The organism is Dactylosporangium salmoneum (genome assembly GCF_039532525.1).
GTDB classification, from domain to species: domain Bacteria; phylum Actinomycetota; class Actinomycetes; order Mycobacteriales; family Micromonosporaceae; genus Dactylosporangium; species Dactylosporangium salmoneum.
Map to the genome: position 1 here is coordinate 58,652 of NZ_BAAARV010000069.1, position 22,892 is coordinate 81,543.

Sequence of the window (22,892 nt, forward strand, 5' to 3'; positions counted from 1 at the left end):
CAAGGTTACGTCTGGCGCTCCGGATAGCCGGAGGTGGGCGCCGAGACGTCGTCGAGGGCGGAGCGGATCTCCCGGGGCAGCACGATCTCCTCGGTCTGCAGCGCGCCGAGCAGCTGCCCGACCGTGCGGGCGCCGAGCACCGGGGCGATGACGCCGGGCCGGTCGCGGACCCACGCGAGGGCCACCTCCAGCGGCGACACGCCGAGGCCGCCGGCCGCCGTGGCCACCGCCTCGACGATCCCGGCGCAGCGGTCGTCGAGGTAGGGGGCGACGAACCGCTCGAAATGGGGCGAGGCCGCCCGCGAGTCGGCCGGGACCCCGGTGCGGTACTTCCCGGTGAGCACCCCCCGCCCCAGCGGCGACCAGGGCAGGATGCCGATGCCCAGGGCCGAGCAGGCGGGCACGACCTCGCGCTCGATGCCCCGCTCGAGCAGCGAGTACTCCACCTGCGTCGAGACCAGCGGGGCCCGCCCGGGCCAGGCCGCCTGCCAGGTGGCGGCCCGCGCGGTCTGCCAGCCGGAGAAGTTCGACACGCCGGCGTAGCGGGCCTTGCCGCTGCTCACCGCCGTGTCGATGGCGGAGAGCGTCTCCTCCAGCGGCGTGTCAGGGTCGTAGCCGTGCACCTGCCACAGGTCCACGTAGTCGGTCCCGAGCCGCTGCAGGGACGTGTCGAGGGCGCGCAGGAGGTGGCCGCGGGAGCCGTCGCGGCGGCGGGTCATGCCCGGGCGCAGGCCCGCCTTCGTGGCGATGACCAGCTCGTCGCGGGGTACCAGGCGGCCCACCAGGGCGCCGATGACGGACTCCGCCTCGCCGTCGGCGTAGACGTCCGCGGTGTCCAGCAGGGTGCCGCCCGCGTCGCGGAACGTCTTGAGCTGGGCCGCCGCGTCGTCGGCGTCGGTGTCACGGCCCCAGGTCATGGTTCCGAGGGCCAGCCGGGATACCGCCAGCCCGCTACGGCCGAGCGGTCGCTGTTGCATGCATGGAACGATACGGCCGGACGGCGCCTTCGTACGGTAGGCGGGCCTCGGGCTACCCTGGTGCCGCCCGTGCAGGGTCGCGCGGGGGAGTTCCTGGGAGGCAGATGTGCGACTTGCGTTGAACCTCGGTTACCTGTCGTCATGGAACGACCCGCAAGGTCACCTCGCCGTCGCGCAGGAGGCCGACCGGCTCGGTTTCTCCTGCGTATGGGTGGCGGAGGCGTACGGATCGGACGCACCCTCGATGCTCGCCTGGATCGCCGGGCAGACCGAGCGGATCGAGCTGGGTGCCGCCGTCTTCCAGATCCCGGCCCGCACGCCCGCCATGACGGCCATGACCGCGTCCACGATCGACAAGCTCTCCGGCGGCCGGTTCCGGCTCGGTCTCGGCGTGTCGGGCCCGCAGGTGTCCGAGGGCTGGCACGGGGTGCGCTTCGCCAAGCCGCTGCAGCGCACCCGGGAGTACGTCGACATCGTGAACCTGGCGCTGACGCGCAAGGTCGTGCAGTACGACGGGCAGCACTACCAGCTGCCCCTGCCCGACGGCCCCGGCAAGGCCCTGAAGCTCATCCTGCACCCCGAGCGCGACCACGTCCCGGTGTACCTCGCCGCGGTCGGGCCCAAGAACCTCGAGCTGGCCGGCGAGATCGCCGACGGCTGGCTGGCCATCTTCTTCGCCCCCGAGTTCGCGAGCGAGTCCCTCGCCTCCATCGCCGCGGGCCGGGCCAAGGCCGGCAAGACGCTCGAGGGCTTCGAGGTGACCGCGGGGGTACCGGTGGTCTTCGGCGACGACGTCGCGATGTGCGCGGAGCTGGTGCGCCACTACGCGGCCCTCTACGTCGGCGGCATGGGCTCGCGGGAGCAGAACTTCTACAACGCCCTGGCCACGCGGATGGGCTACGGCGACGCGGCCCGCGAGGTGCAGGACCTCTACCTGGCCAAGCGTCCCCGGGACGCGGCCGCGGCGGTGCCGCTGGAGTTCATCGACCGCACCTCGCTGCTCGGCCCGGTCGAGCGGGTGGCGGAGCGGCTGCAGGCGTACAAGGAGGCCGGGGTGACCGAGATCTCCACCATCGTGTTCGGCGATGCCGACAACTCGATCGCCACGCTGCGCCAGCTGGCCGACGCGTGGGAGAAGGCGGGCCTGTAACCAGTGACCACTGTTCTTCTGCTGCGCCACGGGCGCACCACCACCAACGCCACCGGGGTCCTCGCCGGGCACCAGCCGGTCGCCCTCGACGAGGTCGGCCGGGCCCAGGCCACCGCCGTCGGGGAGCGGCTGGCCGCGGCCAAGCTCCCGCTGGCCGCCGTGGTCAGCAGCCCGCTGCCGCGCTGCCTCGAGACCCTGTCCCTGGCCCTGCCCGACGTCCTCGACGTGGTCGAGGACGAGGGGATCATCGAGTGCCGGTACGGCGACTGGACCGGCCGCCCGCTCAAGGAGCTGGCCAAGGAGCCGCTCTGGTCGACCGTCCAGGCGCACCCGTCGGCCGCGGTGTTCCCCGGCCCGGACGGCGAGTCGATGGCCGCGATGTCGGCCCGGGCGATCGACGCGGTCCGCGGCTGGGACGCGCGCATCGCGGCCGAGCACGGGCCGGAGGCGGTCTGGCTGGCCTGCAGCCACGGCGACATCATCAAGGCGATCGTGGCCGACGCCCTCGGCATGCACCTCGACCTGTTCCAGCGCATCGCGGTGGAGCCGGCGTCGGTGACCGTGGTCCGGTACACCCCGCTGCGCTCGTTCGTCCTGCGCCTCAACGACACGGGCGGCGACCTCTCGGGCTTCCTGCCGCCGGAGAAGACGGAAGGCGAACCGTCCTCGGATGCCGCCGTCGGGGGCGGATCGGGCGGTTCCGTGTGATCTTGTGCCCGGCTGCGGCATCCGACCGCCGGAGTGGATAGAGTTCTGAGCATGAGCCACCACGTGTACGCATTCGAGCCGCCGGAGCGGTTCGTTGCCGGCACCGTAGGTGCGCCGGGGGAGCGGACCTTCTTCTTGCAGGCGCGCGGCGGCGGCCGGCTGATCAGCGTCGCCCTGGAAAAGGTGCAGGTCTCCCTGCTGGCCGAGAAGCTCGAGGAACTGCTGCAGGAGGCCCACCGCCGCTTCGGGGTCGACCTCGCCGCCGAGCCGGCCGCGGAGACCGCCGACAACGAGCCCCTCGACACGCCGCTCGACGAGGAGTTCCGGGTCGGCACCCTCGGGCTGCAGTTCGACGTCGACACCGCCACGGTCGTCATCGAGGCGATCGCGGTCGGCGAGGAGGAGGCCGAGGAGCCGGAGGAGGACGAGGACGACGAGCTCGCCACGGCCGACCGGGACCGCCTGCGGGTCCGGCTGACCCCGGCCGCCACCCGCGCGTTCATCGAGCGGGCCAAGCGCGTCGTTGCCTCCGGCCGCCCGCCGTGCCCGCTGTGCGGGCAGCCGCTCGACGCCCGCGGGCACCTCTGCCCGCGCCACAACGGCTACCGGCGGTAGCCCCGCGTGCCGGCCCTGCCCGAGGACGAGGCGCTGGAGCTGCTGCGTCACGGCACCATGGAGATCGAGGGCCGGCTCATGGACGCCTCGAACGCCACCCTCCGTTGCGTGATCACCCACGCCGGCACCGAGGCCCGGTGCGTCTACAAGCCGGTGAGCGGCGAGCGTCCGCTGTGGGACTTCCCCGACGGCACCCTCGCCGGGCGCGAGTACTCCGCCTGGCTGCTCTCCGAGGCCACCGGCTGGGGCATCGTCCCGCCGACCGTGTTGCGCGACGGGCCGCTCGGCACCGGCATGGTCCAGCTGTGGATCGACGAGGAGTTGCAGAGCGACGAGCTGCTGCTGGGCTTCGTCCCGGCCGGCAAGGTGCCGAAGGGCTGGCGCCGCATCCTCTCGGCCCGCGACGAGCACGGCCGTCCGTTCGTCCTCGCCCACGCCGACGATCCCCGCCTGGCCCACCTCGCCCTCTTCGACGTCGTGGCCAACAACGCCGACCGCAAGGGCGGCCACGTGATCGACACCGTGGACGGCGGCGTCCACGGCGTCGACCACGGCATCTGCTTCCACACCGAGGACAAGCTGCGCACCATCATCTGGGGGTGGGCCGGCGAGCCCATCCCCGACGAGGGGCTCGAGGTGCTGGAGAAGCTCCGCGCGCAGTACTCCGCCGGGCTGGCCGAGTCGCTCTCGGACCATCTGACGCCGGCCGAGGTGGCGATGGTCTCGGTGCGCATCGGCGCGCTGCTGCGGTCACGGACCTTCCCGTCGCCCGACGAGGACCGCCACGCGATCCCCTGGCCGCCAATCTAGCTAGCTGCCGGCCCCGGCCCCGATGTCGAACAGGTTGCCCTCGGGGTCGGTGAGTGTGGTCCACACGGCGCCGTACTCGTCGAAGTCCTTGACGTGCTTGGCCCCGAGCCCGACGGCCCGCTCGACCTCGGCCGGCACGTCCGCGGCGTGCAGGTCGACGTGCACGCTGTTCTTGCCGGGGGTGCGGTCCGGCACGCGGATGAACATGAGCGTCACTGACCCGGCGCGGCGGCCGACGGTGGCGAAGTACGGCGACGCTCCCTCGTCGACCTCGGTGCGCAGCAGTTCGGCGTAGAACCCGGCCAGCGCCGAGGCGTCCCCGCTGCAGTCGATCGTGATGTTCGCGATCTTCAAATCGGACATTGTGCTCGTTCCCCTCTTGTTACGAAAAGTCGGGCGCTGGCGCGCCACGACTTTTCGGATTTATAACCCGACAGGCGAAATGTCCGAAATATCTGGCGCGCCAGCGCCGGATATTTCGTTTGAACTATTCGTTCTGAACTATTCGACTGGCCAGCACACCTCTGTGCGGTATCGCTCAGGGTCGTCCGTGTGCTGCGGCCCCACCAGGTACAGCTCGACGATCGGCTCGGGCAGCGCCGCGTCGCGGGCCGCCACGTGCGCACCCAGTGCCCCGTAGGTCAGGTCGCAGTCGGCGAACGGGCCCGCGTGCACCGCCACCGCGTACCGCCGCCCCGGCAGCGTGAGCGTCGGCGGTACCTCCGGCGGCACCGGCACGAAGGCCACCACCTCGCCCTCGTCCTGCTCGAAGAACTCCGAGGAGTACGTCGCGCCGGCCGCCCCCGCCGGGTCCAGCCCCCGCTCCAGGAGCCCGCCGAACAGTCCCGTATAGCTCACCGCGAACCAGCCGGCCACCTCGTCGCGGCGCACCCGGCCGGCGACGTGCAGGACGGGCAGCGGGGGCTGGCGGCGGTACAGCACGGTCACCGGCGGCGCCGCGTCCAGCAGCCGGCGCAGCGAGGCGACCACGTCGCGGGTCCGGGCGAGCTCGGCCTCCATCCGGTCGAGGTGCCGGGCCAGCGCCGTGGCCCGCTCGGCCTCGCCCGGCTCGGCCAGCACCTGCCGGATCTCGGCCAGGGGCATCTCGAGGCCGCGCAGCCGCCGGATGAGGTGCGCGTCGCCGACCTGGCCGGGGTGGTAGCGCCGGTGGCCGCTGGCCGCGTCCACGTCGGCCGGGACCAGCAGCTCGATGTCGTGGTAGTACCGCAGCGTCTTGGCCGAGAGGTGACACAGCCGCGAGAACTCCCCGATCGGCACGCCCGTCGTCATGGCAGTCAGTCAAACCCTTCCAGCTACTGGAACTGCAAGCGGCAGAGGCGGGGATCATCACATGCTCCGAACCCTGCGCGCACAGATACGCTGTTGGTCATGGAGTCCTGGACCGCACCGGCGCTGCCCACGCTGCCCCGCCCCGGGGCGGCAGACGCCCCGCTCGCCCTCTTCGACTCGGCGCGGCGGGAGATCGCGCCGTTCGAGATCGCCGGGCGGCCCGCCACCATGTACGTCTGCGGCATCACCCCGTACGATGCCACCCACCTCGGCCACGCCGCCACGATGATCGCGTTCGACCTGGCCAACCGGGTGTGGCGGGACGCCGGCCTCGAGGTCGACTACGTCCAGAACGTGACCGACGTCGACGACCCGCTGCTGGAGCGGGCCGCCCGCGACGGCGAGGACTGGGTGGTGCTCGCGATGCGCGAGACCGCGCTGTTCCGCGAGGACATGGAGGCGCTGCGGATCATCCCGCCGAAGCGGTACGTCGGCGCGGTCGAGTCGATCCCGCAGATCGCCCGCAAGGTCTCGGCGCTGCTCGCCTCCGGCCACGCGTACACGCTGCAGGACGGCACCGACGACGTGTACTTCTCCGTCGCCTCGGCGCCCCGCTTCGGCACCGAGTCCAACCTGTCGCGCACCGAGATGCTGCGCCTGGCCGCCGAGCGCGGCGGCGACCCGCAGCGCCCCGGCAAGCGCGACCCGCTCGACCCGCTGCTGTGGCGCGGCCTGCGCGAGGGCGAGCCGGCCTGGGACGGCGGCGACCTCGGCCCCGGCCGCCCCGGCTGGCACATCGAGTGCGCGGTCATCGCCCAGAGCCTGCTCGGCGACACGATCGACGTGCAGGGCGGCGGCAACGACCTGCTGTTCCCGCACCACGAGTGCTCCGCCGCGCACGCCGAGGCGCTGTCGGGCAAGGCGCCGTTCGCCACGCACTACGTGCACGCCGGCATGATCGGCCTCGACGGCGAGAAGATGTCCAAGAGCAAGGGCAACCTCGTGTTCGTGTCGCGGCTGCGCGGCGACGGCGTCGACCCGACGGCGGTGCGCCTGGGCCTGCTCGCCGACCACTACCGCAACGACCGGCAGTGGAACGACGACGTGCTCAAGACCGGCCAGCAGCGGCTGAGCCGCTGGCGGGCGGCGGCCCGGGCCGGCATCGGCCCGTCGGGGGCCGAGCTGATCGCCCAGCTGCGTGAGCGGCTCGCCGACGACCTCGACTCGCCCGGCGCCCTCGCCGCCGTCGACGCCTGGGTCGACGCGACCCTCGCCGACGCGGGCGACGACCGCGAGGCCCCGGCCCTGATGACCGCCGCGGTCGACGCCCTGCTCGGGATCAAGCTCTAAGCCTGACCGGCCCTTCGTCGCCGGCCGCCTGTCGGACGGTGGCCGGCGGCGGGGCCGGTCCCGCCGCCGCGCGACGTCAGGTACTGCATCAGCCTGGCCGTCGCCGGCGGATCCGGCGGGTCCCCGTAGACGGCCGCGCTCACCCGGCGCTCGCCGCCCTCCAGCACCCGGGTCCCCACGGCGGGGGAGCGGTGCGCCCGCAGCGCCAGGTCCGGCAGGATGGTGACCCCCAGGCCCGCCGCGACCAGCGCCTGCACGGCGACGTAGTCGTCGGTGGTGAACGCGATGTCGGGCGTGAACCCCGCCTCCCCGCACCGCCGGACCAGGCTCTCCCGGCAGCGCGCGCAGCCCGCGATCCATCGCGCCCGCCGGAACGCGGAGAGTTCCTCGCCCTCCTCGCCGGGGCGGGTGACCAGGTGCAGCGGCTCCTCGAACAGCGGGGTCAGCCGCGCCCCGGCGGAGCCGTCCTGGCTGTAGTCGAACACCACGGCCAGGTCCGCCTCGCCCGCGCGCAGCAGGCGCAGCGCCTCCGGGGGCTCGGCCTCCACGAACTCCAGGGCCACGTCCGGATGGGCCGCGGCGAACCCGGCGGCGGCGAGCGGGACGAACGAGCCCAGCGCCGACGGGAACGCGGCCAGGCGGACCCGGCCCGCGCGCAGGCCGCTGTGCTCGGCCAGTTCCGCCTCGGCGGCGTCGAGGCGGCCCAGGATCTCCTCGGCCCGCTCGGCCAGCAGCAGGCCCGCCGGCGTGAGCCGCACCCCGCGGCCCACCCGCTGCAGCAGCTGCGCCCCGGTCTCGGCCTCCAGCCGGGCGAGGTGGTGGCTCACCGAGGGCTGCGCATAGTGCAGCGCCTCGGCCGCCGCGGTCACCGACCCGTGCCTGGCCACCGCCACGAGCACCCGCAGCCGCGTCACGTCCAGCATTCATCAATCGTGCCTATGCTTTTCCGCCTTCACAAGCATTGGATTTATCATTCGTACCGCGGGAAGCTCATCCCATGCTCACGATGCGCGATGTCCTGCGGGCCCGCCGGCTCATCCGGGACCACCTGCCGCCCACCCCGTCCTGGTCGTATCCGCTGCTCGACGAGGCCGCCGGGCGCCACCTCGTGGTCAAGCACGAGAACGCCCAGCCCACCGGCGCGTTCAAGGTCCGCGGGGCGCTCAACCTGCTGGCCGGGCTGGACGAGCCCGTGGTCACCTACTCCACCGGCAACCACGCCCGCGCCATCGCGTACGCGGCCCGCGCGTTCGGCCGCCACGCCACCGTCGTCATGCCGGAGCACGCCGCCGAGCTCAAGGTCCGCGCGGTCGAGGCGCTGGGCGCGGCGGTCGTGCGGCACGGGGCGAACATGGGCGACGCCGAGGCGCACGCGCAGACGCTGCCCGGCCGGCTGGTCAGCCCGGGCGACGAGCCGGCACTGATCGCCGGGGTGGCCACCGCCTACCTGGAGCTGTTCGAGCGCCATCCCGGCCTCGACACCGTGGTCGTCCCGGTCGGCTCGGGCACCGGCGCGGCCGCCGCCGGCCTGGTCGCGGCTGCGGTCGCGCCCGGCTGCCGGGTCATCGGCGTGCAGTCGGCGGCCGCGCCGGCCGCGCACGACTCGTGGCGGGCGGGCCACTGCGTGCGCCGCGAGAACCGCACCCGCGTCGACGGGCTGGCCACCGGGCGCGGCTTCGAGGGGCCGCAGGCGCTGCTGCGCGCCCACCTGGCGGACTTCGTGCTGGTGGGCGACGACGAGATCGACGCGGCCCGGCGGCTGCTGGCCCGGCGGGCCGGCACCCAGGCCGAGGGGGCCGGCGCGGCGGCGCTGGCCGCGGTGCTCGCCCGGCCCGACCTCATGGGCCGCGCCGTCGGGGTGGTCGTCACGGGGGCCAACGCCACCGAATTGGAGCTTGCCCGTTAGGCGCTTTGTTCCTACCGCTCGCCGATTCGCCGTCCGGCCCCGCTCGACCCTCGCCATGGATCAGGTTACGTCGATCAATAAGGCCTGCCGCCCAGGCCGACCCCCGTCGAAAAGAGGTCGCCGTGACCGGACCCGAAGAGCGCACCACGCCGAGGGCGGGTGACCGCAGCCCGTGGAACTGGCTGCTGTTCATCCCGATCGTCGTGCCGCTGCTCACTTTCCTGTTCAACGCCGACGGACCCCGCCTGCTCGGCTTCCCGCGGTTCTACTGGCTCCAGCTGGCCTTCATCGTGCTCGGCGTGGGCACCACCACGCTCGTCTACCAGATGACGAAGCGGCGGTGAGCGGGCATGTGGCGCGACCATGAGCTCGAGATCGCCATCTTCGTCATCCTGTTCCTCGCCGTCAGTGCGGTCGGCTTCGTCGCCGCCCGCTGGCGCCGCCCGGACACCCTGGCCCACCTCGACGAGTGGGGCCTGGGCGGGCGCAGCTTCGGCGGCTGGGTCACCTGGTTCCTGGTGGGCGGTGACCTCTACACGGCGTACACGTTCGTCGCCGTGCCAGCCCTGCTGTTCGCCTCCGGCGCGGCCGGGTTCTTCGCCGTGCCGTACACCGTCATCATCTATCCGCTGGTCTTCCTGGTGCTGGTGCGCATGTGGTCGGTGTCGCACCGGCACGGGTTCGTGACGCCGGCGGACTTCGTGCGGGCCCGGTTCCAGTCGCCGACGCTCGCGCTGCTGATCGCCATCACGGGGATCGTGGCCACCATGCCGTACATCGCGCTGCAGCTCGTCGGCATCGAGTCCGTGCTCAAGACGATGGGCCTCACCGGCTCCGGCACCCTGGCCCGGCACCTGCCGATCATCATCGCGTTCGCGATCCTGGCCGCCTACACGTACTCCAGCGGCCTGCGGGCGCCCGCGCTCATCGCCTTCGTCAAGGACATCCTCATCTACGTGGTGATCCTGGTCGCCGTGTTCTACCTGCCGGCCAAGCTCGGCGGCTGGGGCGCGATCTTCGACGCCGCCGACGCGAAGTTCGCCAAGACCGCCTCGCCGGCCGACGGCATCCTGCTCAACGCCAACAATCAGGTGCAGTACTTCACGCTGGCCCTGGGCTCGGCGCTGGCGCTGTTCCTGTACCCGCACAGCCTGACCGGCGTCCTGGCCAGCAAGAACCGCGACACCATCAAGCGCAACATGTCGGCCCTTCCGGCGTACTCGTTCCTGCTCGGCCTCATCGCCCTGCTCGGCTTCGCCGCGATCGCCGCCGGCGTGGTGCCGCTGAAGAACCCCAACGGCACCCCGGACAACAACACCGTGGTGCCGCTGCTGTTCGACAAGCTGTTCCCGGACTGGTTCGCGGGCGTCGCCTACGCCGCGGTCGGCATCGGCGCGCTGGTCCCGGCGGCCATCATGTCCATCGCCGCGGCCAACCTGTTCACCCGCAACATCTACCGCGAGTACCTCAAGCGCGATGCCACCCCGGCCCAGGAGGCCCAGGCCTCGAAGATCATGTCGCTGCTGGTGAAGTTCGGCGCCCTGGTCTTCGTGGTCTTCGTCGACCCGCAGTTCTCCATCGACCTGCAGCTCATCGGCGGGGTCATCATCCTGCAGACGCTGCCGGCGGTGGGCCTGGGCCTGTTCACCCGCTGGTTCCACCGCGGCGCCCTGGCGGCCGGCTGGGCCGCCGGCATGGGCCTCGGCCTGTGGATGCTCTACCTGGTGAAGAACCCGACGACGGGCCGGCACTTCGCCGGCTCCGCCTTCCCGCTCAGCGAGTGGGGCCTGGACACGAAGAAGACCATCTACGTCGGCTTCGTGGCGGTCGTGGCGAACCTGCTGGTCGCCGTCGTCGTGACGCTGATCCTGCGGGCCACCTCGGTTGCCGACGGCGGCGACGACACGCAGCCGGCGGACTACTTCGCCGACGAGGGCGACCCGCGCCTGACCGACACGCCGACGTCCCCGGCACCGGCGGCCGCGGCGCCGGACCCGATCACCTGACCGCCCGCCCGGGCGGCGGCGCGCGCCGCCGCCCGGGCCGGGGCGTGCGCGACGACGTCAGCCACCTGCAGCAGCTCGGCCTGATCGGATAGGCGCGCCCGGCCTCAGCCCAGGGCCAGGCCCGGCTCGTCGTCGGGCAGGTCCGGGCGGGGCGCCGGGATGCGGTACTCCTCGGTGAGCGTCGTCATCGGCCCCGGCCAGGTCGCCTGGGCCACCTCGATCGGCTTGTGGTCCTCGTCGAAGGCCACGTGCAGCAGCACCAGCACCGGCGTGTCCGGCCGGATCTGCAGCAGCTCGGCCTCCTCGCGCGTGGGCAGCCGGGCGCTGACCTGGTCGCGGGCGCTGGCGTAGCGGCGGCCCAGCTCCTCCTCGACCTCCTGGTACAGCGGCCGGTCGAACACGTCGGGCCGCTCGATCGACGTCCCGCGCACGTCGTTCGGCCTGAACCAGGAAGCCCCGACCTCGACCGGCGCGTCCCCGGTGCGCACGAGGTGGCGCCGCACCAGCAGCGGCGCTCCCGCGTCGAGCCCGAACGCCTCGGCCACCTCGGCCGGCGCCGGCATCTGCGCCACGATCATGAGATGCTGCCGGTACCGCGCCGCGAGCTCCGCGTGGTAGCCGCGCTGGGCGCCGTACCGTCCGCGCGAGAGCCGGTTCATGCGCCGCTTCGTGCCGCGCACGAACGTCCCCGAACCCGGCCGCGTGATGAGCAGCCCCTCGATCCGCAGCTGGTCGATCGTGCGCTGCACGGTCTGCTTCGCCACCCCGAACTGCGCCGCGAGCGCCGGGATGGACGGCAGCCGCTCGCCGGGCCCCCAGTCCCCGCGCTGGATCTGCGCCCGCAGCTGCGCGCCGATCTGCCGATGCGGGAACTCCGCGGCCCCGGGATTGATGGTCATGCCCACCAAACTAGCCTCCTAGGATGCCCCACGCAACGCAATCGGCAACATAAGGTGCACCGATGACGAACCGGCAGCGGGTGACCATCGTGACCGGCGCCAGCCGGAGGATCGCCATAGGCGCCGCGGTGGTACGGCGAATAGCCGCCGACGGCGCGGCCGTCCTCGTCCACTCCTGGGAGCCGCACGACCGCGAGCAGGAGTGGGGCGCCGACCCGGGCGGGGCGGAGGCGCTGGTCGCCGAGGTGCGGCGGGCCGGCGGCCGGGCCGAGCACGTCGCCGCCGACCTCGCCGACCCGGGCGCTCCCCGCCGCCTGGTCGAGGCGGCCCGGGACGCGTTCGGGGCGGTGGACGCGATCGTGGCCAACCACGCCCGCTCCAGCGGCCAGGCCCTCGAGGACCTCACGGCGGCCGAGCTCGACCTCAGCTACGCGGTGAACACACGGGCCACGCTGCTGCTGGTCCAGGCGTTCGCGGCCCAGCACGACCCGGCCCGCGGCGGCGGGCGGGTGGTGCTGTTCACCTCGGGCCAGTATCACGGGGCGATGCCGGGGGAGCTGCCGTACATCGCGTCGAAGGCGGCGCTGCACGAGGTGACGCGGAGCCTCGCCGTACACCTGATGCCGAGGAACATCACCGTGAACTGCGTCAACCCGGGTCCCAACGACACCGGCTACGCCACCGAGGAGGTCCGCGCCGACGTGGCCGCGCGCAACCCGGGCGGCCGCTGGAGCACCCCGGCCGACACCGCGGCCCTGGTGGCCTGGCTGCTCAGCGACGCCGCCGCCTGGGTCACCGGCCAGACCATCGCCTCCGACGGCGGATGGTCCTCCCGCTAAGACCCCGGCCGCTGTCCCTAGCCGACCAGCTTGCGCAGGTAGTCGACGTCGACGTCGAGCAGGGAGCCGATCAGGGTCACGCCCTCGGGGTCGAGCTCGACCTCGCACGGCACGGCCAGGACCGCGCAGCCGGCGGCGCGGGCGCTGCGGATGCCGTTGGGGGAGTCCTCGACCGCCACGCAGCGCGTCGCGTCGGCGCCGAGCAGGCGGGCCGCGGTCAGGTACGGCATCGGGTGCGGCTTGGTCTCGTCCACCTCGTCGCCGGCCACGACGGCGTCGAAGTTGGCGGCGCCGATGGTCAGCAGGGCGACGTCGACGAGGTGCCGATGGGTGGCGGTGACGAGGGCCAGCGGTACGCCCTCGGCCCGCAGGGCGGCGAGCAGCTCCTTGGCGCCGGGCCGCCACGGCACGCCCTCGCGCAGCAGCTCCTTGACCCGCTCCTCCAGCCACACGACGCTCTCGTCCATCGCCGCGCGGGTCGCCGGCAGGCCGAGGTCGTCGTGCAGGATGCGCATGGAGTCGGACATGTTGGTGCCGACCATCGCCCGGCGGGCCCGGGCCGACAGCGTGCGGTCGTAGTGGGCGGAGAGCTCGTTCAGCCCGACCTCCCAGACCTTCTCGCTGTCCACGAGGGTCCCGTCCATGTCGAAGAGCACCGCCTGCATCGCCACGGCACCGATCCTGCCAAGCGCGGGTTCCGGATCGGGTGCACCGAGGGTGTACCGTGCGCTAACTCACGCCGAGCGGAGCCGGGCCAGGAACTCGTCCGGGGTCAGGGAGCCGGGGCCGGTGCCCGCGTGCGCGGCCGCCAGGACCAGCCGGCGGGCCGTCTCGTTGGCCGGGGTCGGCACCCCGTGCAGGCGGCCGAGCAGCACGATCTCGCCGTTGAGGTAGTCGGCCTCGACGCTGCCGGTGCGGCGGGCCAGGCTCTGCCAGGTCGAGCCGCCGCCGCGCTCCTCGCCGCCGACGAGGCGCAGCTGCAGGATGTCGCCGCGGCGCTCGGCGTCCTCCTCGGCGGAGGCGAAGTCGATGCCGGCGGCGCGCAGGACCGCCTCGCCCTCGGCGCGCACCGGGGCCGTGGCCTCGTCGAGGCCGTCGACCCGGCCGCACAGGGCCTCGACGGCGTTGCCGAGGTTCATGAGCAGCTTGGTGTACTTGCGGCGCATGATGTCGGGCCGCGGCTCGGCGTGGAAGCCGGCCTTCACGAGCCGGGCCGCGATCTCGGTGGCGAGGCCGTCGGTGCCGGCCGGGTACCGGCCGATGTCGAGGATGCCGGGGACCGGGGCGCACTGGGCGACGACGACGCCCGGCGACAGGTGCGCCGAGGGGAGCATGACGCACACGCCGTACACCTCGGCGTTGCGCCGCAGCGCGGACCGCTCGTTGGCGACGCCGTTCTGCAGGCAGACCACGGGCAGGTCGCGCGGTAGCTGTTCGAGGACGCCGACCGTGTCGTAGCTCTTCACGGCGAGGACCGCGACGTCGTCCGGGCGCCAGCCGGCCTCGGCCGGGGTGGCGAACGCCGGGATGCGGTGCACGGAGTCGCCCGACGCTTCGCGCAGCAGCAGGCCGTCGCGGCGGATCGCCTCGAGGTGGGGGCCGCGGGCCACCACCGCCACGTCGGTGCCGGAGCCGGCGAGCCGCCCAGCGACGACCCCACCGACCGCACCCGCCCCGATGATCACGAATCGCACATCGTCGACCGTACCGTGCGCGGCCCGGCGGGCGTCGGGAGCCACATGGTGGGAAGTGGTTACCGGAGATAGGGACACCGGCCCGTAATGTGCCTGGCATGCAGGTGACTCAGTCCGCGAAGCTGGCCAACGTCTGTTACGACATCCGCGGACCGGTGATGGCCGCCGCCAAGCGCATGGAGGCCGACGGCCACCACATCCTGAAGCTCAACATCGGCAACCCGGCGCCGTTCGGCTTCGACGCGCCGGAGGAGATTCTGCAGGACGTCATCCTCAACCTGCCGGCCGCGCACGGCTACGGCGACTCGAAGGGCCTGCTGTCGGCCCGGCGGGCCGTGGTGCAGTACTACCAGCAGAAGGGCGTCTACGGCGTCGACATCGAGGACGTGTACCTCGGCAACGGCGTCTCCGAGCTCATCGTCATGTCGCTGCAGGCGCTGCTGGACAACGGCGACGAGGTGCTGATCCCGTCGCCGGACTACCCGCTGTGGACGGCGTCGGTGTCGCTGTGCGGCGGGCGGCCCGTGCACTACCTGTGCGACGAGAGCAACGAGTGGATGCCCGACGTGGAGGACATCGCCGCGAAGGTGACGCCGCGGACGAAGGCCATCGTCGTGATCAACCCGAACAACCCGACCGGCGCCGTGTACTCCACCGAGCTGCTCGAGCGCATCGCCGAGGTGGCCCGCCGGCACAACCTGCTGATCTTCTCCGACGAGATCTACGACAAGATCCTCTACGACGACGCCGAGCACACCTCGACCGCCGCGCTCGCCCCCGACCTGCTCACGATCACGTTCAACGGCCTGTCCAAGGCCTACCGGGTGGCCGGGTTCCGCACCGGCTGGATGGTGCTGGCCGGCCCGAAGGGGCACGCCACCAGCTACATCGAGGGCCTGGACATCCTGGCCAACATGCGGCTGTGCCCGAACGTGCCGACGCAGTACGCGGTGCAGACGGCCCTGGGCGGCTACCAGAGCATCAACGACCTGATCCTGCCGGGCGGGCGGCTGCTGGAGCAGCGGGACGTGGCCTGGAAGATGCTCAACGAGATCCCGGGCGTGTCGTGCGTGAAGCCGCAGGGGGCGCTGTACATGTTCCCGCGCCTCGACCCGGACGTGCACCCGATCAAGGACGACCTGCGCTTCGCCCTCGACCTGCTCAAGGCGGAGAAGGTGCTGATCGTGCAGGGGACGGGCTTCAACTGGCACCACCCGGACCACTTCCGGATCGTGACGCTGCCGAGGGTCACCGACCTGGAGGACGCGGTGACCCGCCTGGGCCGGTTCCTGAGTACCTACGTCCAGGACTAAATGTCCGTTTTTGCAGATCATGGCTCCGGTCCGTGCAACTTGCGACCGTTGCTCCCGTCAGTGACCGGGAGGCCCTGGGGGGCCTCCCTGCCAGCTCCGCTGTGCCAAGACCTGCGGCTACCAGGCACCCGTCGCCGAGGGGCCGGCCTGGCCGCCCCGCCGCCGCAGGTACTTCTCGAACTCCTGCGCGATCTCGTCGCCCGACAGCGGCTGCAGCCCCGCGTCGCCGGCGCGTTCCTCCAGCTCGCGCACGTATTCGGCCAGCTCCGCGTCCTGCTCGGCGGCCTGCTTGAGCCGCTCCTCCCACTCCGCCGACTGCTTGGCCAGGTCGCCGGTCGGCACCGGGAGGTCGAGGATCTCCTCGACCCGGTGCAGCAGCGCCAGGGTCGCCTTCGGGCAGGGCGGGTTGTTCGCGTAGTGCGGCACGTGCACCCAGAACGACACGGCCTCCAGGTCGGCCCGTGCGCAGGCGTCGTGCAGGACGCCGACGATGCCGGTCGGGCCCTCGTAGCGGGTCGGGATCAGGCCCAGCCGCTCGGCCGCCTCCGCCGACGCGCTGGCCGGGGCCGAGCCGCTGACCGGCAGCGCCCGGGTGTACGGCACGTCGGCCAGCAGCGCCCCCAGCAGCACGATCCGGTTCACCTCGAGGCTGTGGCACACCTCGAGGACCTCGTCGCAGAAGGTGCGCCAGCGCATGCTGGGCTCGATGCCACGGATGAGCACGATGTCGCGGGCCGAGTCCGGGGGGCTGGCTACGGAGAAGCGGGTCGTCGGCCACTCGATGCGCCGGGTCTCGCCGTCCGACATCATCACGGTCGGCCGGTTGACCTGGAAGTCGTAGAAGTCCTCCGGGTCGAGCGAGGCGATCGTCTCCGCGCCCCACTCCTGCTCGAGATGCTCGACGACAGCGGTCGACGCGTCGGCAGCGTCGTTCCACCCTTCGAACGCGGCAATCGCGACAGGGGAGCGCAACACGGGCAGGCCGTCGAACTCGGTCACGGACCCAGCCTACGTTGAGCGCCGCGAGATGGCTTGCCGGCCGCGCGGGTAACCGACCAGATGGGGGTGAATACTCTAGGCGGCGGATGGCGGGTGATGTGCCACGCCCCATAGCGGCAGGCTCATGATCTCTCGGTAGCATCCTGGAATGCGAAACGGACGTAGGTCCTGGCTCGTGGCTTTCACGGCTTTCTTCCTGGTCTTTGGGGCGTGGTGTTTCGCCGCTCCGTTCGATGGCCCGGCGGACGAGGTCCAGCACACCATCCGGGCAGCGGGCGTCGCCTCGTTCGACCCAGGGCAGATCTTCGCCCGGCCGGCCGTGGTCCCCGACGCGTTCGGGCGCCCGGGCATGGGGGCCTACCAGCGGGTGCCGGTCGGCATGGACGCCCACGCGTTCTGCTTCGGCAACAACCAGCGGCAGTCCGCCGACTGCGCCGAGGGCCTGCAGGGCGGGCCGATCGGCGAGGTCAGCACCAGCGCCGGCCGCTACAACCCCCTGTACTACTTCTTCGTCGGCCCGCCGCTGCGCTGGTTCCCGAACTGGGGCGGCCTGCTCGCGGCCCGGCTGATCAGCTCGGCGCTGTGCGCCGCCCTGCTCGCCTCGGCGTTCGTCTCGCTGCTGCGCTGGTCGCGCTACGGGCTCACCGCCGCAGCGCTACTGTGCGTAGCCACCCCGATGCTGGCGCACCTCGCCGGTGGCGTGAACCCCAACTCGGTCGAGATCGCGGCCGGCATCGCGTTCTTCTCCGCCGGCATACCCCTGCTGCTGGAGCCGCCCGACCCCGTGCGCAAGCGCAACCTCGTCACGCTGCTGGGCATCAGCGCGGTGCTGCTGCTGACCCTACGCTCGGCCGGCCCGGCGTGGTTCGCGTTTGCCTTTTTTGCCCTCGCGGTGCCGGTGCGCTGGAAGTGGCTGAAGGAGTACTGGAAGGCGCTGCGGCGGGTGCGGTACTGGACCGGCGGTGTGATCCTCGCCGGCGTGCTGTCCGCCGCCTGGATCGTCGGCATGAAGACCGGCGAGCTGGTGCCGCCGCCGCCCGGGCTGTGGCACTGGCGCTTCGGCGAGGCGGTCGCGCTCTACATCGACAGCTGGTCGATCTACCTCGAGGGCATGATCGGCGTCGCCGGCTGGTTCGACGTGAGCATGTGGAAGCCGTTCTACATGGTCTGGACCATGCTCGTGGGCGGGGTCGTGTTCTTCGGCGGCATCTTCGGCAACTGGACGCTGCGGTGGCGGTACCTCGTCATCCTGCTCGGCGGCATCGTGCTGCCCGGCTTCCTGCAGGTCAGCCAGGCCAACCAGACCGGCTTCATCACCGCCGGCCGCTACATGCTGCCGCTGCTGGCCGGCCTGCCGCTGCTGGGCGCCTGGACGCTGGAGCAGCGGCTGCTCGACGCCGACAAGGTCCGCTCGCTGGCCCGCACGTTCGTGGTCACGTTGCTGCCGATCCACATGGTGCTGCTGGTGTGGGCGATGGTGCGCTGGCAGCGCGGCCTGCCGCTGCGGGCCGGGGTGGGCTACTTCAACCCCCTCGCCGGCAACTGGCACCCGCCGACCACCTCCTTCCCGCCGCTGGTGCTCATGACGATCGGCCTGCTCTACGTCGGCTGGGTGTTCTGGCGGGTGCCGCACGCGGGCGCCCCGGTGGCCCCGGTCCTCGTCGCCGAGGAGGTATCGGCCGTCCAGCCGGCCGGCAAAAGCGCCGAGGTGACGGAGGTCGCGCCGGAGGCATCGGAGGATGCCGAGGTACCGGTGGCGGCGGGCGACGTTCCCATCCAGCGGGAGATCCGTTCCGATACGTGGCGGGAATCGCGCGTGCCAGGTGCTGAAGCCGCACCCGGCTCCCGTTAACCTTCGGGGTATGGCGGAACTGCTGAAGACGCTCGCGGAGCGGGTGCTCCTCGCCGACGGCGCGATGGGCACCATGCTCCAGGCGGCCGAGCTCACCCTCGACGACTTCGAGGGCCACGAGGGCTGCAACGAGGTGCTCAACGTGACCCGCCCGGACGTGGTCCGGGGCGTGCACGAGGAGTACTTCGCGGCAGGTTCCGACGCCGTGGAGACCAATACCTTCGGCGCGAACCTGGCCAACCTGGGCGAGTACGGCATCGAGTCGCGCATCCGCGAGCTGTCGCAGGCGGGTGCGCGGCTGGCCCGGGAGGCCGCCGACGCGCACAGCACCCCTGACCGGCCGCGGTTCGTGCTCGGCTCCATCGGGCCGGGCACGAAGCTGCCGACGCTGGGCCACGCGCCGTTCGCGGCCCTGCGCGACGCCTACTTCGAAAACGCCGCCGGCCTACTCGACGGGGGCGCCGACGCGCTCATCATCGAGACCTGCCAGGACCTGCTGCAGACGAAGTCGGCCATCATCGGCGCCCAGCGCGCGATGTCCGCCGCCGGCCGGATCGTCCCGATCATCACGCACGTCACGGTCGAGACCACCGGCACCATGCTGCTCGGCTCGGAGATCGGGGCCGCGCTCACCGCGCTGGAGCCCCTCGGGATCGACCTCATCGGCCTCAACTGTGCCACCGGGCCGGCGGAGATGAGCGAGCACCTGCGGTATCTCGCCCAGCACGCCAAGGTGCCGGTGTCGGTCATGCCGAACGCGGGCCTGCCCCAGCTGACGGCGAACGGCGCCTACTACCCGCTGACCCCGGACGAGCTGGCCGAGGCGCTGCAGCGCTTCGTGCTCGAGTACGGCGCGGGGCTCGTCGGGGGCTGCTGCGGTACGACTCCGGCCCACATCCGCGCCGTCGCGCAGAAGCTCGGCAACCAGGCCCCGGTGGCCCGCCGGCCGCAGGTCGAGCCCGGCGTCGCCAGCATCTACCACCACGTGCCGTTCCACCAGGACGCCAGCGTGCTCATGGTCGGCGAGCGGACCAACGCCAACGGCTCGAAGGCCTTCCGCGAGGCGATGCTCGCCGGTGAGTACCAGACCTGCCTGGAGATCGCCCGGCAGCAGGCCCGCGACGGCTCCCACATGCTCGACCTCAACGTCGACTACGTCGGCCGCGACGGCGCCCAGGACATGCGCGAGCTGGCCGGCCGCTTCGCCACCGCCTCCACCCTGCCGATCATGCTCGACTCGACCGAGCCCGAGGTCATCGCGGCCGGCCTGGAGATGCTCGGCGGGCGCTGCATCGTCAACTCGGTCAACTTCGAGGACGGCGACGGCCCCACCTCCCGCTACGCGCGCATGATGCCGCTGGTTCAGGAGCACGGCGCGGCCGTCGTGGCGCTGACCATCGACGAGGAGGGGCAGGCCCGCACCGCCGAGTGGAAGGTGCGCATCGCCGCCCGCCTCATCGAGGACCTGACCACGCGGTGGGGCATGGCCGTCGAGGACATCCTGGTCGACTGCCTGACCTTCCCGATCACGACCGGGCAGGAGGAGGTCCGCCGGGACGGCATCGAGACGATCGAGGCGATCCGGGAGATCTCCCGGCGGTACCCGGGGATCAACTTCACCCTGGGCATCTCCAACGTCTCGTTCGGCATCAACCCCGCCGCCCGCCAGGTGCTTAACTCGGTCTTCCTGCACGAGTGCCAGCAGGCCGGCCTGACCAGCGCGATCGTGCACGCCTCGAAGATCCTGCCGATGAGCCGCATCCCGGACGAGCAGCGCGAGGTGGCCCTCGACCTGGTGTACGACCGCCGCCGCGAGGGCTACGACCCGCTGCAGAAGTTCATTGAGCTGTTCGAGGGGGTCGACGTCGCCTCGGCCAAGGCGTCGCGGGCCGAGGAGCTGGCCGCGCTGCCCCTGGACGAGCGGCTCAAGCGGCGCATCATCGACGGCGAGCGCAACGGCCTCGAGGCCGACCTCGACGCGGCGCTGGCCGTCCGGCCCGCCCTGGAGATCATCAACGACGTGCTCCTCGACGGCATGAAGACCGTCGGCGAACTCTTCGGCTCCGGCCAGATGCAGCTGCCGTTCGTGCTGCAGTCCGCCGAGGTGATGAAGTCCGCCGTCGCCTACCTCGAGCCGCACATGGAGAAGTCCGAGGACGACGCCGGCAAGGGCCGCATCGTGCTGGCCACGGTCAAGGGCGACGTACACGACATCGGCAAGAACCTCGTCGACATCATCCTGTCCAACAACGGCTACGAGGTCGTCAACATCGGCATCAAGCAGCCGATCTCCGCCATCATCGAGGCCGCCGAGACCCGCCAGGCCGACGCGATCGGCATGTCCGGCCTGCTCGTCAAGTCCACGGTGATCATGAAGGAGAACCTGGAGGAGATGAACGCCCGCGGCGTGGCCGAGCGCTGGCCGGTGCTGCTCGGCGGCGCCGCCCTGACCCGCGCCTACGTCGAGGACGACCTGCGGGCCCTGTACAACGGCGACGTGCACTACGCCCGCGACGCCTTCGAGGGCCTCGCCCTCATGGACCGCGTCATGACCGCCAAGCGCGGCGGCGCCCCCGTCATCGACGCCGAGCGCGAGGCCGCCCTGGCCGCCCGCCGCGAGCGCCGGGCCCGCACGGTCGAGGTCCGCGAGGACCTGCCGTCGCTGGACGACACCTCGGTGCGCTCCGACATCGACTACACCGCCCCTGTCCCCGCCGCGCCGTTCTTCGGCACCCGGGTCGTCAAGGGCATCCCGCTGGCCGACTACGCCGCCCTGCTCGACGAGCGTGCCACCTTCCTCGGCCAGTGGGGCCTGCGCGGCGCCCGCGGCGGCACCGGCCCCACCTACGAGGAGCTGGTGGAGACCGAGGGCCGCCCGCGGCTGCGGTACTGGATGGACCGCCTCGCCTCCGACCGGGTCCTCGAGGCCGCCGTCGTCTACGGCTACTTCCCCTGCTACTCCGAGGGCAACGACCTCGTCGTCCTCGACGAGAACGGCCACAGCGAGCGGGCGAGGTTCTCCTTCCCGCGCCAGCGCCGCGACCGCCGCCTGTGCATCGCCGACTTCTTCAAGCCCCGCGACTCCGGCGAGCTCGACGTCATCGGCATGCAGCTCGTCACCGTCGGCCAGCCCGTCTCCGACTACACCGCCAAGCTCTTCGCCGAGAACGCCTACCGCGACTACCTCGAGGTCCACGGCCTGTCGGTGCAGCTGACCGAGGCCCTGGCGGAGTACTGGCACAGGCGCGTCCGCGAGGAGCTCGTCCTCCCCGACGGCCGCCCCATGTCCGCCGAGGACCCCGAGGACCTCGACGGCCTGCTGCGCACCGACTTCCGCGGCTGCCGCTACAGCTTCGGCTACCCGGCCTGCCCCGACCTGGAGGACCGCGCCAAGACCGTCGCCCTGCTGCGCCCGGACCGCATCGGTGTCGCCCTGTCCGAGGAGTTCCAGCTCGTCCCCGAGCAGGCCACCGACGCCATCATCGTCCACCACCCCGACGCCTCGTACTTCAACGCCAAGTAGCGCGCGCCGATAGGTCTCCGGAGACGGCCTGAGATCGACATCAGGCCGTCTCCAGGCCGTTACCCCGGGTCAGCGGTGGGCACGCCGAACATCGAGGTGTCGACGATGACGTCGGCGCGGTTGCGGGTGTCGTCGGCGGCGAAGAAGGTGTCCTCCTCGCGCATCCACCGCCGCCACAGTTCCTCCTTGCCGGGGAAGGTCGTGTCCCTCGCCATCCCGCGGGCCAGCCGCAGCTGCGCGGGCGCCTCCACCCAGACGGCGTAGGCGAGGCGGTCGATCGTGTCGCTGCGGGTGCACGTGACACCCTCCAGGACGATTGCGGGCGACCACGGCTGAGTCTTCCACGCGCCCAGTGTGGAGCCGTACCAGTCATTCCAGTCCCTGGCCTGGTAAACGGCGTCTCGACCGGCCAGCAGCGGGGTGAGCACCTGCGCGTCGAAGCGCGGCCACCAGCCTGCGAAGCAGTCCCACGATACGAAGTCATCGATCTCGATAATGGGCGCGGCGAGGAGTTGCGAAACCTGAGCGGCAAGAAAGCTCTTGCCGGACCCGCTGGGGCCGTCGATGCCGACGATGCGAATACCCTCCACCGGGTCCCGCCGGGCAACGTCGGCGGCGATCGTCTGCGCCACATCGATAGCCATGTTCGAGCCTTCCGTACGCCGACCGACGCATTACCGTAGCCGACCGGATCGAAGCGTGCCGGGCCTTCGTCTTGCTTCGCGGTGGTGCCAGAACAAGGTGCTGGTAGCTGGCAGGTCGGCACCGCCGGAGTGATCCACCACCGAGAGTCGGGTCAGGACTGGAAGCGCCAGGTCTGGTTGGACTGGGCGTTGCCGCAGCCCCAGATGATCAACTGGGTGGCGTTCGCGGTGCCCCAGCCGTTCGCGTCCAGGCACTTGCCCGAGTTGGGGTTGGTAGGTAGCCGTATTCGAAGTTGGTGAGGCTCAACGTCGCCGAA

The 22,892-nt window shown here is 72.0% G+C and carries 22 protein-coding genes; 12 read left to right on the forward strand and 10 right to left on the reverse strand.

The window, feature by feature from the left end; genetic code table 11:
* Window positions 1–5 precede the first annotated feature (5 nt).
* A complete protein-coding gene (locus ABD352_RS35305) occupies window positions 6–977 on the reverse strand; it encodes an aldo/keto reductase (protein ID WP_344616884.1) in 972 nt (323 codons plus the stop codon).
* A 106-nt stretch (window positions 978–1,083) separates the two neighbouring features.
* On the opposite strand from ABD352_RS35305, the gene ABD352_RS35310 reads away from it, so the two are divergent.
* Genes ABD352_RS35310 through ABD352_RS35325 form a run of 4 tightly spaced genes read left to right on the forward strand, consistent with a single transcriptional unit; the run spans window position 1,084 to window position 4,260 of the window.
* Window positions 1,084–2,127, forward strand: coding sequence for an LLM class F420-dependent oxidoreductase (locus tag ABD352_RS35310; protein ID WP_344616885.1), 1,044 nt, complete (start codon window positions 1,084–1,086; stop codon window positions 2,125–2,127).
* 3 nt (window positions 2,128–2,130) lie between these two features.
* Entirely contained in the window at window positions 2,131–2,835 is a 705-nt protein-coding gene (locus ABD352_RS35315; RefSeq protein WP_344616886.1) for a histidine phosphatase family protein, read from the forward strand.
* 51 nt (window positions 2,836–2,886) lie between these two features.
* The gene (locus ABD352_RS35320) at window positions 2,887–3,450 is read left to right on the forward strand and encodes a DUF3090 domain-containing protein (RefSeq protein ID WP_344616887.1); all 564 of its coding nucleotides are present in this window, start codon (window positions 2,887–2,889) and stop codon (window positions 3,448–3,450) included.
* A 6-nt stretch (window positions 3,451–3,456) separates the two neighbouring features.
* On the forward strand, window positions 3,457–4,260 hold the full coding sequence (locus ABD352_RS35325; RefSeq protein ID WP_344616888.1) for an SCO1664 family protein: 804 nt from the start codon (window positions 3,457–3,459) through the stop codon (window positions 4,258–4,260).
* On the opposite strand, the gene ABD352_RS35330 is transcribed toward ABD352_RS35325, so the two are convergent.
* Both ABD352_RS35330 and ABD352_RS35335 read right to left on the reverse strand, forming a co-directional pair.
* Window positions 4,261–4,614 carry a VOC family protein gene (locus ABD352_RS35330; RefSeq protein WP_425553793.1) on the reverse strand — a complete coding sequence of 118 codons (354 nt, stop codon included), beginning with the start codon at window positions 4,612–4,614 and terminating at the stop codon, window positions 4,261–4,263.
* Between the two features lie 147 nt (window positions 4,615–4,761).
* Window positions 4,762–5,550: a MerR family transcriptional regulator gene (locus ABD352_RS35335; RefSeq protein WP_344616890.1), complete on the reverse strand. Its 789-nt coding sequence runs from the start codon at window positions 5,548–5,550 to the stop codon at window positions 4,762–4,764.
* Window positions 5,551–5,649: 99 nt separating this feature from the next.
* Between ABD352_RS35335 and mshC the strand changes: the two genes are divergently transcribed.
* Window positions 5,650–6,900 carry a cysteine--1-D-myo-inosityl 2-amino-2-deoxy-alpha-D-glucopyranoside ligase gene (gene mshC, locus ABD352_RS35340; RefSeq protein WP_344616891.1) on the forward strand — a complete coding sequence of 417 codons (1,251 nt, stop codon included), beginning with the start codon at window positions 5,650–5,652 and terminating at the stop codon, window positions 6,898–6,900.
* On the opposite strand, the gene ABD352_RS35345 is transcribed toward mshC, so the two are convergent.
* Window positions 6,897–7,823, reverse strand: coding sequence for a LysR family transcriptional regulator (locus ABD352_RS35345; protein WP_344616892.1), 927 nt, complete (start codon window positions 7,821–7,823; stop codon window positions 6,897–6,899). The two genes, mshC and ABD352_RS35345, sit on opposite strands and share 4 nt — an antisense overlap.
* Window positions 7,824–7,897: 74 nt before the next feature.
* Here ABD352_RS35345 and ABD352_RS35350 point away from each other — a divergent pair, with 74 nt between their 5' ends.
* The 3 genes from ABD352_RS35350 (at window position 7,898) to mctP (ending at window position 10,812) form a co-directional block, all read left to right on the forward strand.
* Window positions 7,898–8,806: a threonine ammonia-lyase gene (locus ABD352_RS35350; RefSeq protein WP_344616893.1), complete on the forward strand. Its 909-nt coding sequence runs from the start codon at window positions 7,898–7,900 to the stop codon at window positions 8,804–8,806.
* Window positions 8,807–8,928: 122 nt separating this feature from the next.
* Window positions 8,929–9,150 (forward strand): DUF3311 domain-containing protein, encoded by a 222-nt coding sequence (locus tag ABD352_RS35355; RefSeq protein ID WP_344616894.1) that lies wholly within the window; start codon window positions 8,929–8,931, stop codon window positions 9,148–9,150.
* 6 nt (window positions 9,151–9,156) lie between these two features.
* Window positions 9,157–10,812, forward strand: coding sequence for a monocarboxylate uptake permease MctP (gene mctP, locus ABD352_RS35360; protein WP_344616895.1), 1,656 nt, complete (start codon window positions 9,157–9,159; stop codon window positions 10,810–10,812).
* A gap of 104 nt (window positions 10,813–10,916) precedes the next feature.
* Here mctP and ABD352_RS35365 read toward each other — a convergent pair whose 3' ends face one another.
* A complete protein-coding gene (locus tag ABD352_RS35365) occupies window positions 10,917–11,711 on the reverse strand; it encodes a GntR family transcriptional regulator (protein ID WP_344616896.1) in 795 nt (264 codons plus the stop codon).
* 62 nt (window positions 11,712–11,773) lie between these two features.
* Here ABD352_RS35365 and ABD352_RS35370 point away from each other — a divergent pair, with 62 nt between their 5' ends.
* Entirely contained in the window at window positions 11,774–12,550 is a 777-nt protein-coding gene (locus tag ABD352_RS35370) for an SDR family oxidoreductase (RefSeq protein WP_344616897.1), read from the forward strand.
* A 17-nt stretch (window positions 12,551–12,567) separates the two neighbouring features.
* Here ABD352_RS35370 and ABD352_RS35375 read toward each other — a convergent pair whose 3' ends face one another.
* The gene (locus ABD352_RS35375; protein WP_344616971.1) at window positions 12,568–13,206 is read right to left on the reverse strand and encodes an HAD family hydrolase; all 639 of its coding nucleotides are present in this window, start codon (window positions 13,204–13,206) and stop codon (window positions 12,568–12,570) included.
* A 78-nt stretch (window positions 13,207–13,284) separates the two neighbouring features.
* A complete protein-coding gene (locus tag ABD352_RS35380; protein WP_344616898.1) occupies window positions 13,285–14,244 on the reverse strand; it encodes a ketopantoate reductase family protein in 960 nt (319 codons plus the stop codon).
* A 98-nt stretch (window positions 14,245–14,342) separates the two neighbouring features.
* Between ABD352_RS35380 and ABD352_RS35385 the strand changes: the two genes are divergently transcribed.
* Window positions 14,343–15,557, forward strand: a complete 1,215-nt coding sequence (locus tag ABD352_RS35385; RefSeq protein WP_344616899.1) for a pyridoxal phosphate-dependent aminotransferase — start codon at window positions 14,343–14,345, stop codon at window positions 15,555–15,557.
* A 117-nt stretch (window positions 15,558–15,674) separates the two neighbouring features.
* On the opposite strand, the gene ABD352_RS35390 is transcribed toward ABD352_RS35385, so the two are convergent.
* The gene (locus ABD352_RS35390; protein ID WP_344616900.1) at window positions 15,675–16,556 is read right to left on the reverse strand and encodes a PAC2 family protein; all 882 of its coding nucleotides are present in this window, start codon (window positions 16,554–16,556) and stop codon (window positions 15,675–15,677) included.
* Window positions 16,557–16,731: 175 nt separating this feature from the next.
* Between ABD352_RS35390 and ABD352_RS35395 the strand changes: the two genes are divergently transcribed.
* Window positions 16,732–18,408 carry a glycosyltransferase family protein gene (locus ABD352_RS35395; RefSeq protein WP_344616901.1) on the forward strand — a complete coding sequence of 559 codons (1,677 nt, stop codon included), beginning with the start codon at window positions 16,732–16,734 and terminating at the stop codon, window positions 18,406–18,408.
* A 10-nt stretch (window positions 18,409–18,418) separates the two neighbouring features.
* Entirely contained in the window at window positions 18,419–21,931 is a 3,513-nt protein-coding gene (gene metH, locus ABD352_RS35400; RefSeq protein ID WP_344616902.1) for a methionine synthase, read from the forward strand.
* A 59-nt stretch (window positions 21,932–21,990) separates the two neighbouring features.
* Here metH and ABD352_RS35405 read toward each other — a convergent pair whose 3' ends face one another.
* Both ABD352_RS35405 and ABD352_RS35410 read right to left on the reverse strand, forming a co-directional pair.
* Window positions 21,991–22,575, reverse strand: coding sequence for a uridine kinase family protein (locus ABD352_RS35405; protein WP_344616903.1), 585 nt, complete (start codon window positions 22,573–22,575; stop codon window positions 21,991–21,993).
* Window positions 22,576–22,727: 152 nt separating this feature from the next.
* On the reverse strand, window positions 22,728–22,862 hold the full coding sequence (locus tag ABD352_RS35410; RefSeq protein ID WP_344616972.1) for a ricin-type beta-trefoil lectin domain protein: 135 nt from the start codon (window positions 22,860–22,862) through the stop codon (window positions 22,728–22,730).
* Between the last annotated feature and the right edge of the window lie 30 nt (window positions 22,863–22,892).

Coding starts and splice junctions, on each gene's coding strand:
- ABD352_RS35405 (WP_344616903.1), bottom strand. CDS start 22,575: ATGGCTATCGATGTGGCGCAGACGATCGCCGCCGACGTTGCCCGGCGG.
- ABD352_RS35385 (WP_344616899.1), top strand. CDS start 14,343: ATGCAGGTGACTCAGTCCGCGAAGCTGGCCAACGTCTGTTACGACATC.
- ABD352_RS35320 (WP_344616887.1), top strand. CDS start 2,887: ATGAGCCACCACGTGTACGCATTCGAGCCGCCGGAGCGGTTCGTTGCC.
- metH (WP_344616902.1), top strand. CDS start 18,419: ATGGCGGAACTGCTGAAGACGCTCGCGGAGCGGGTGCTCCTCGCCGAC.
- ABD352_RS35350 (WP_344616893.1), top strand. CDS start 7,898: ATGCTCACGATGCGCGATGTCCTGCGGGCCCGCCGGCTCATCCGGGAC.
- ABD352_RS35370 (WP_344616897.1), top strand. CDS start 11,774: ATGACGAACCGGCAGCGGGTGACCATCGTGACCGGCGCCAGCCGGAGG.
- ABD352_RS35305 (WP_344616884.1), bottom strand. CDS start 977: ATGCAACAGCGACCGCTCGGCCGTAGCGGGCTGGCGGTATCCCGGCTG.
- ABD352_RS35365 (WP_344616896.1), bottom strand. CDS start 11,711: ATGACCATCAATCCCGGGGCCGCGGAGTTCCCGCATCGGCAGATCGGC.
- mshC (WP_344616891.1), top strand. CDS start 5,650: ATGGAGTCCTGGACCGCACCGGCGCTGCCCACGCTGCCCCGCCCCGGG.
- ABD352_RS35345 (WP_344616892.1), bottom strand. CDS start 7,823: ATGCTGGACGTGACGCGGCTGCGGGTGCTCGTGGCGGTGGCCAGGCAC.
- mctP (WP_344616895.1), top strand. CDS start 9,157: ATGTGGCGCGACCATGAGCTCGAGATCGCCATCTTCGTCATCCTGTTC.
- ABD352_RS35335 (WP_344616890.1), bottom strand. CDS start 5,550: ATGACGACGGGCGTGCCGATCGGGGAGTTCTCGCGGCTGTGTCACCTC.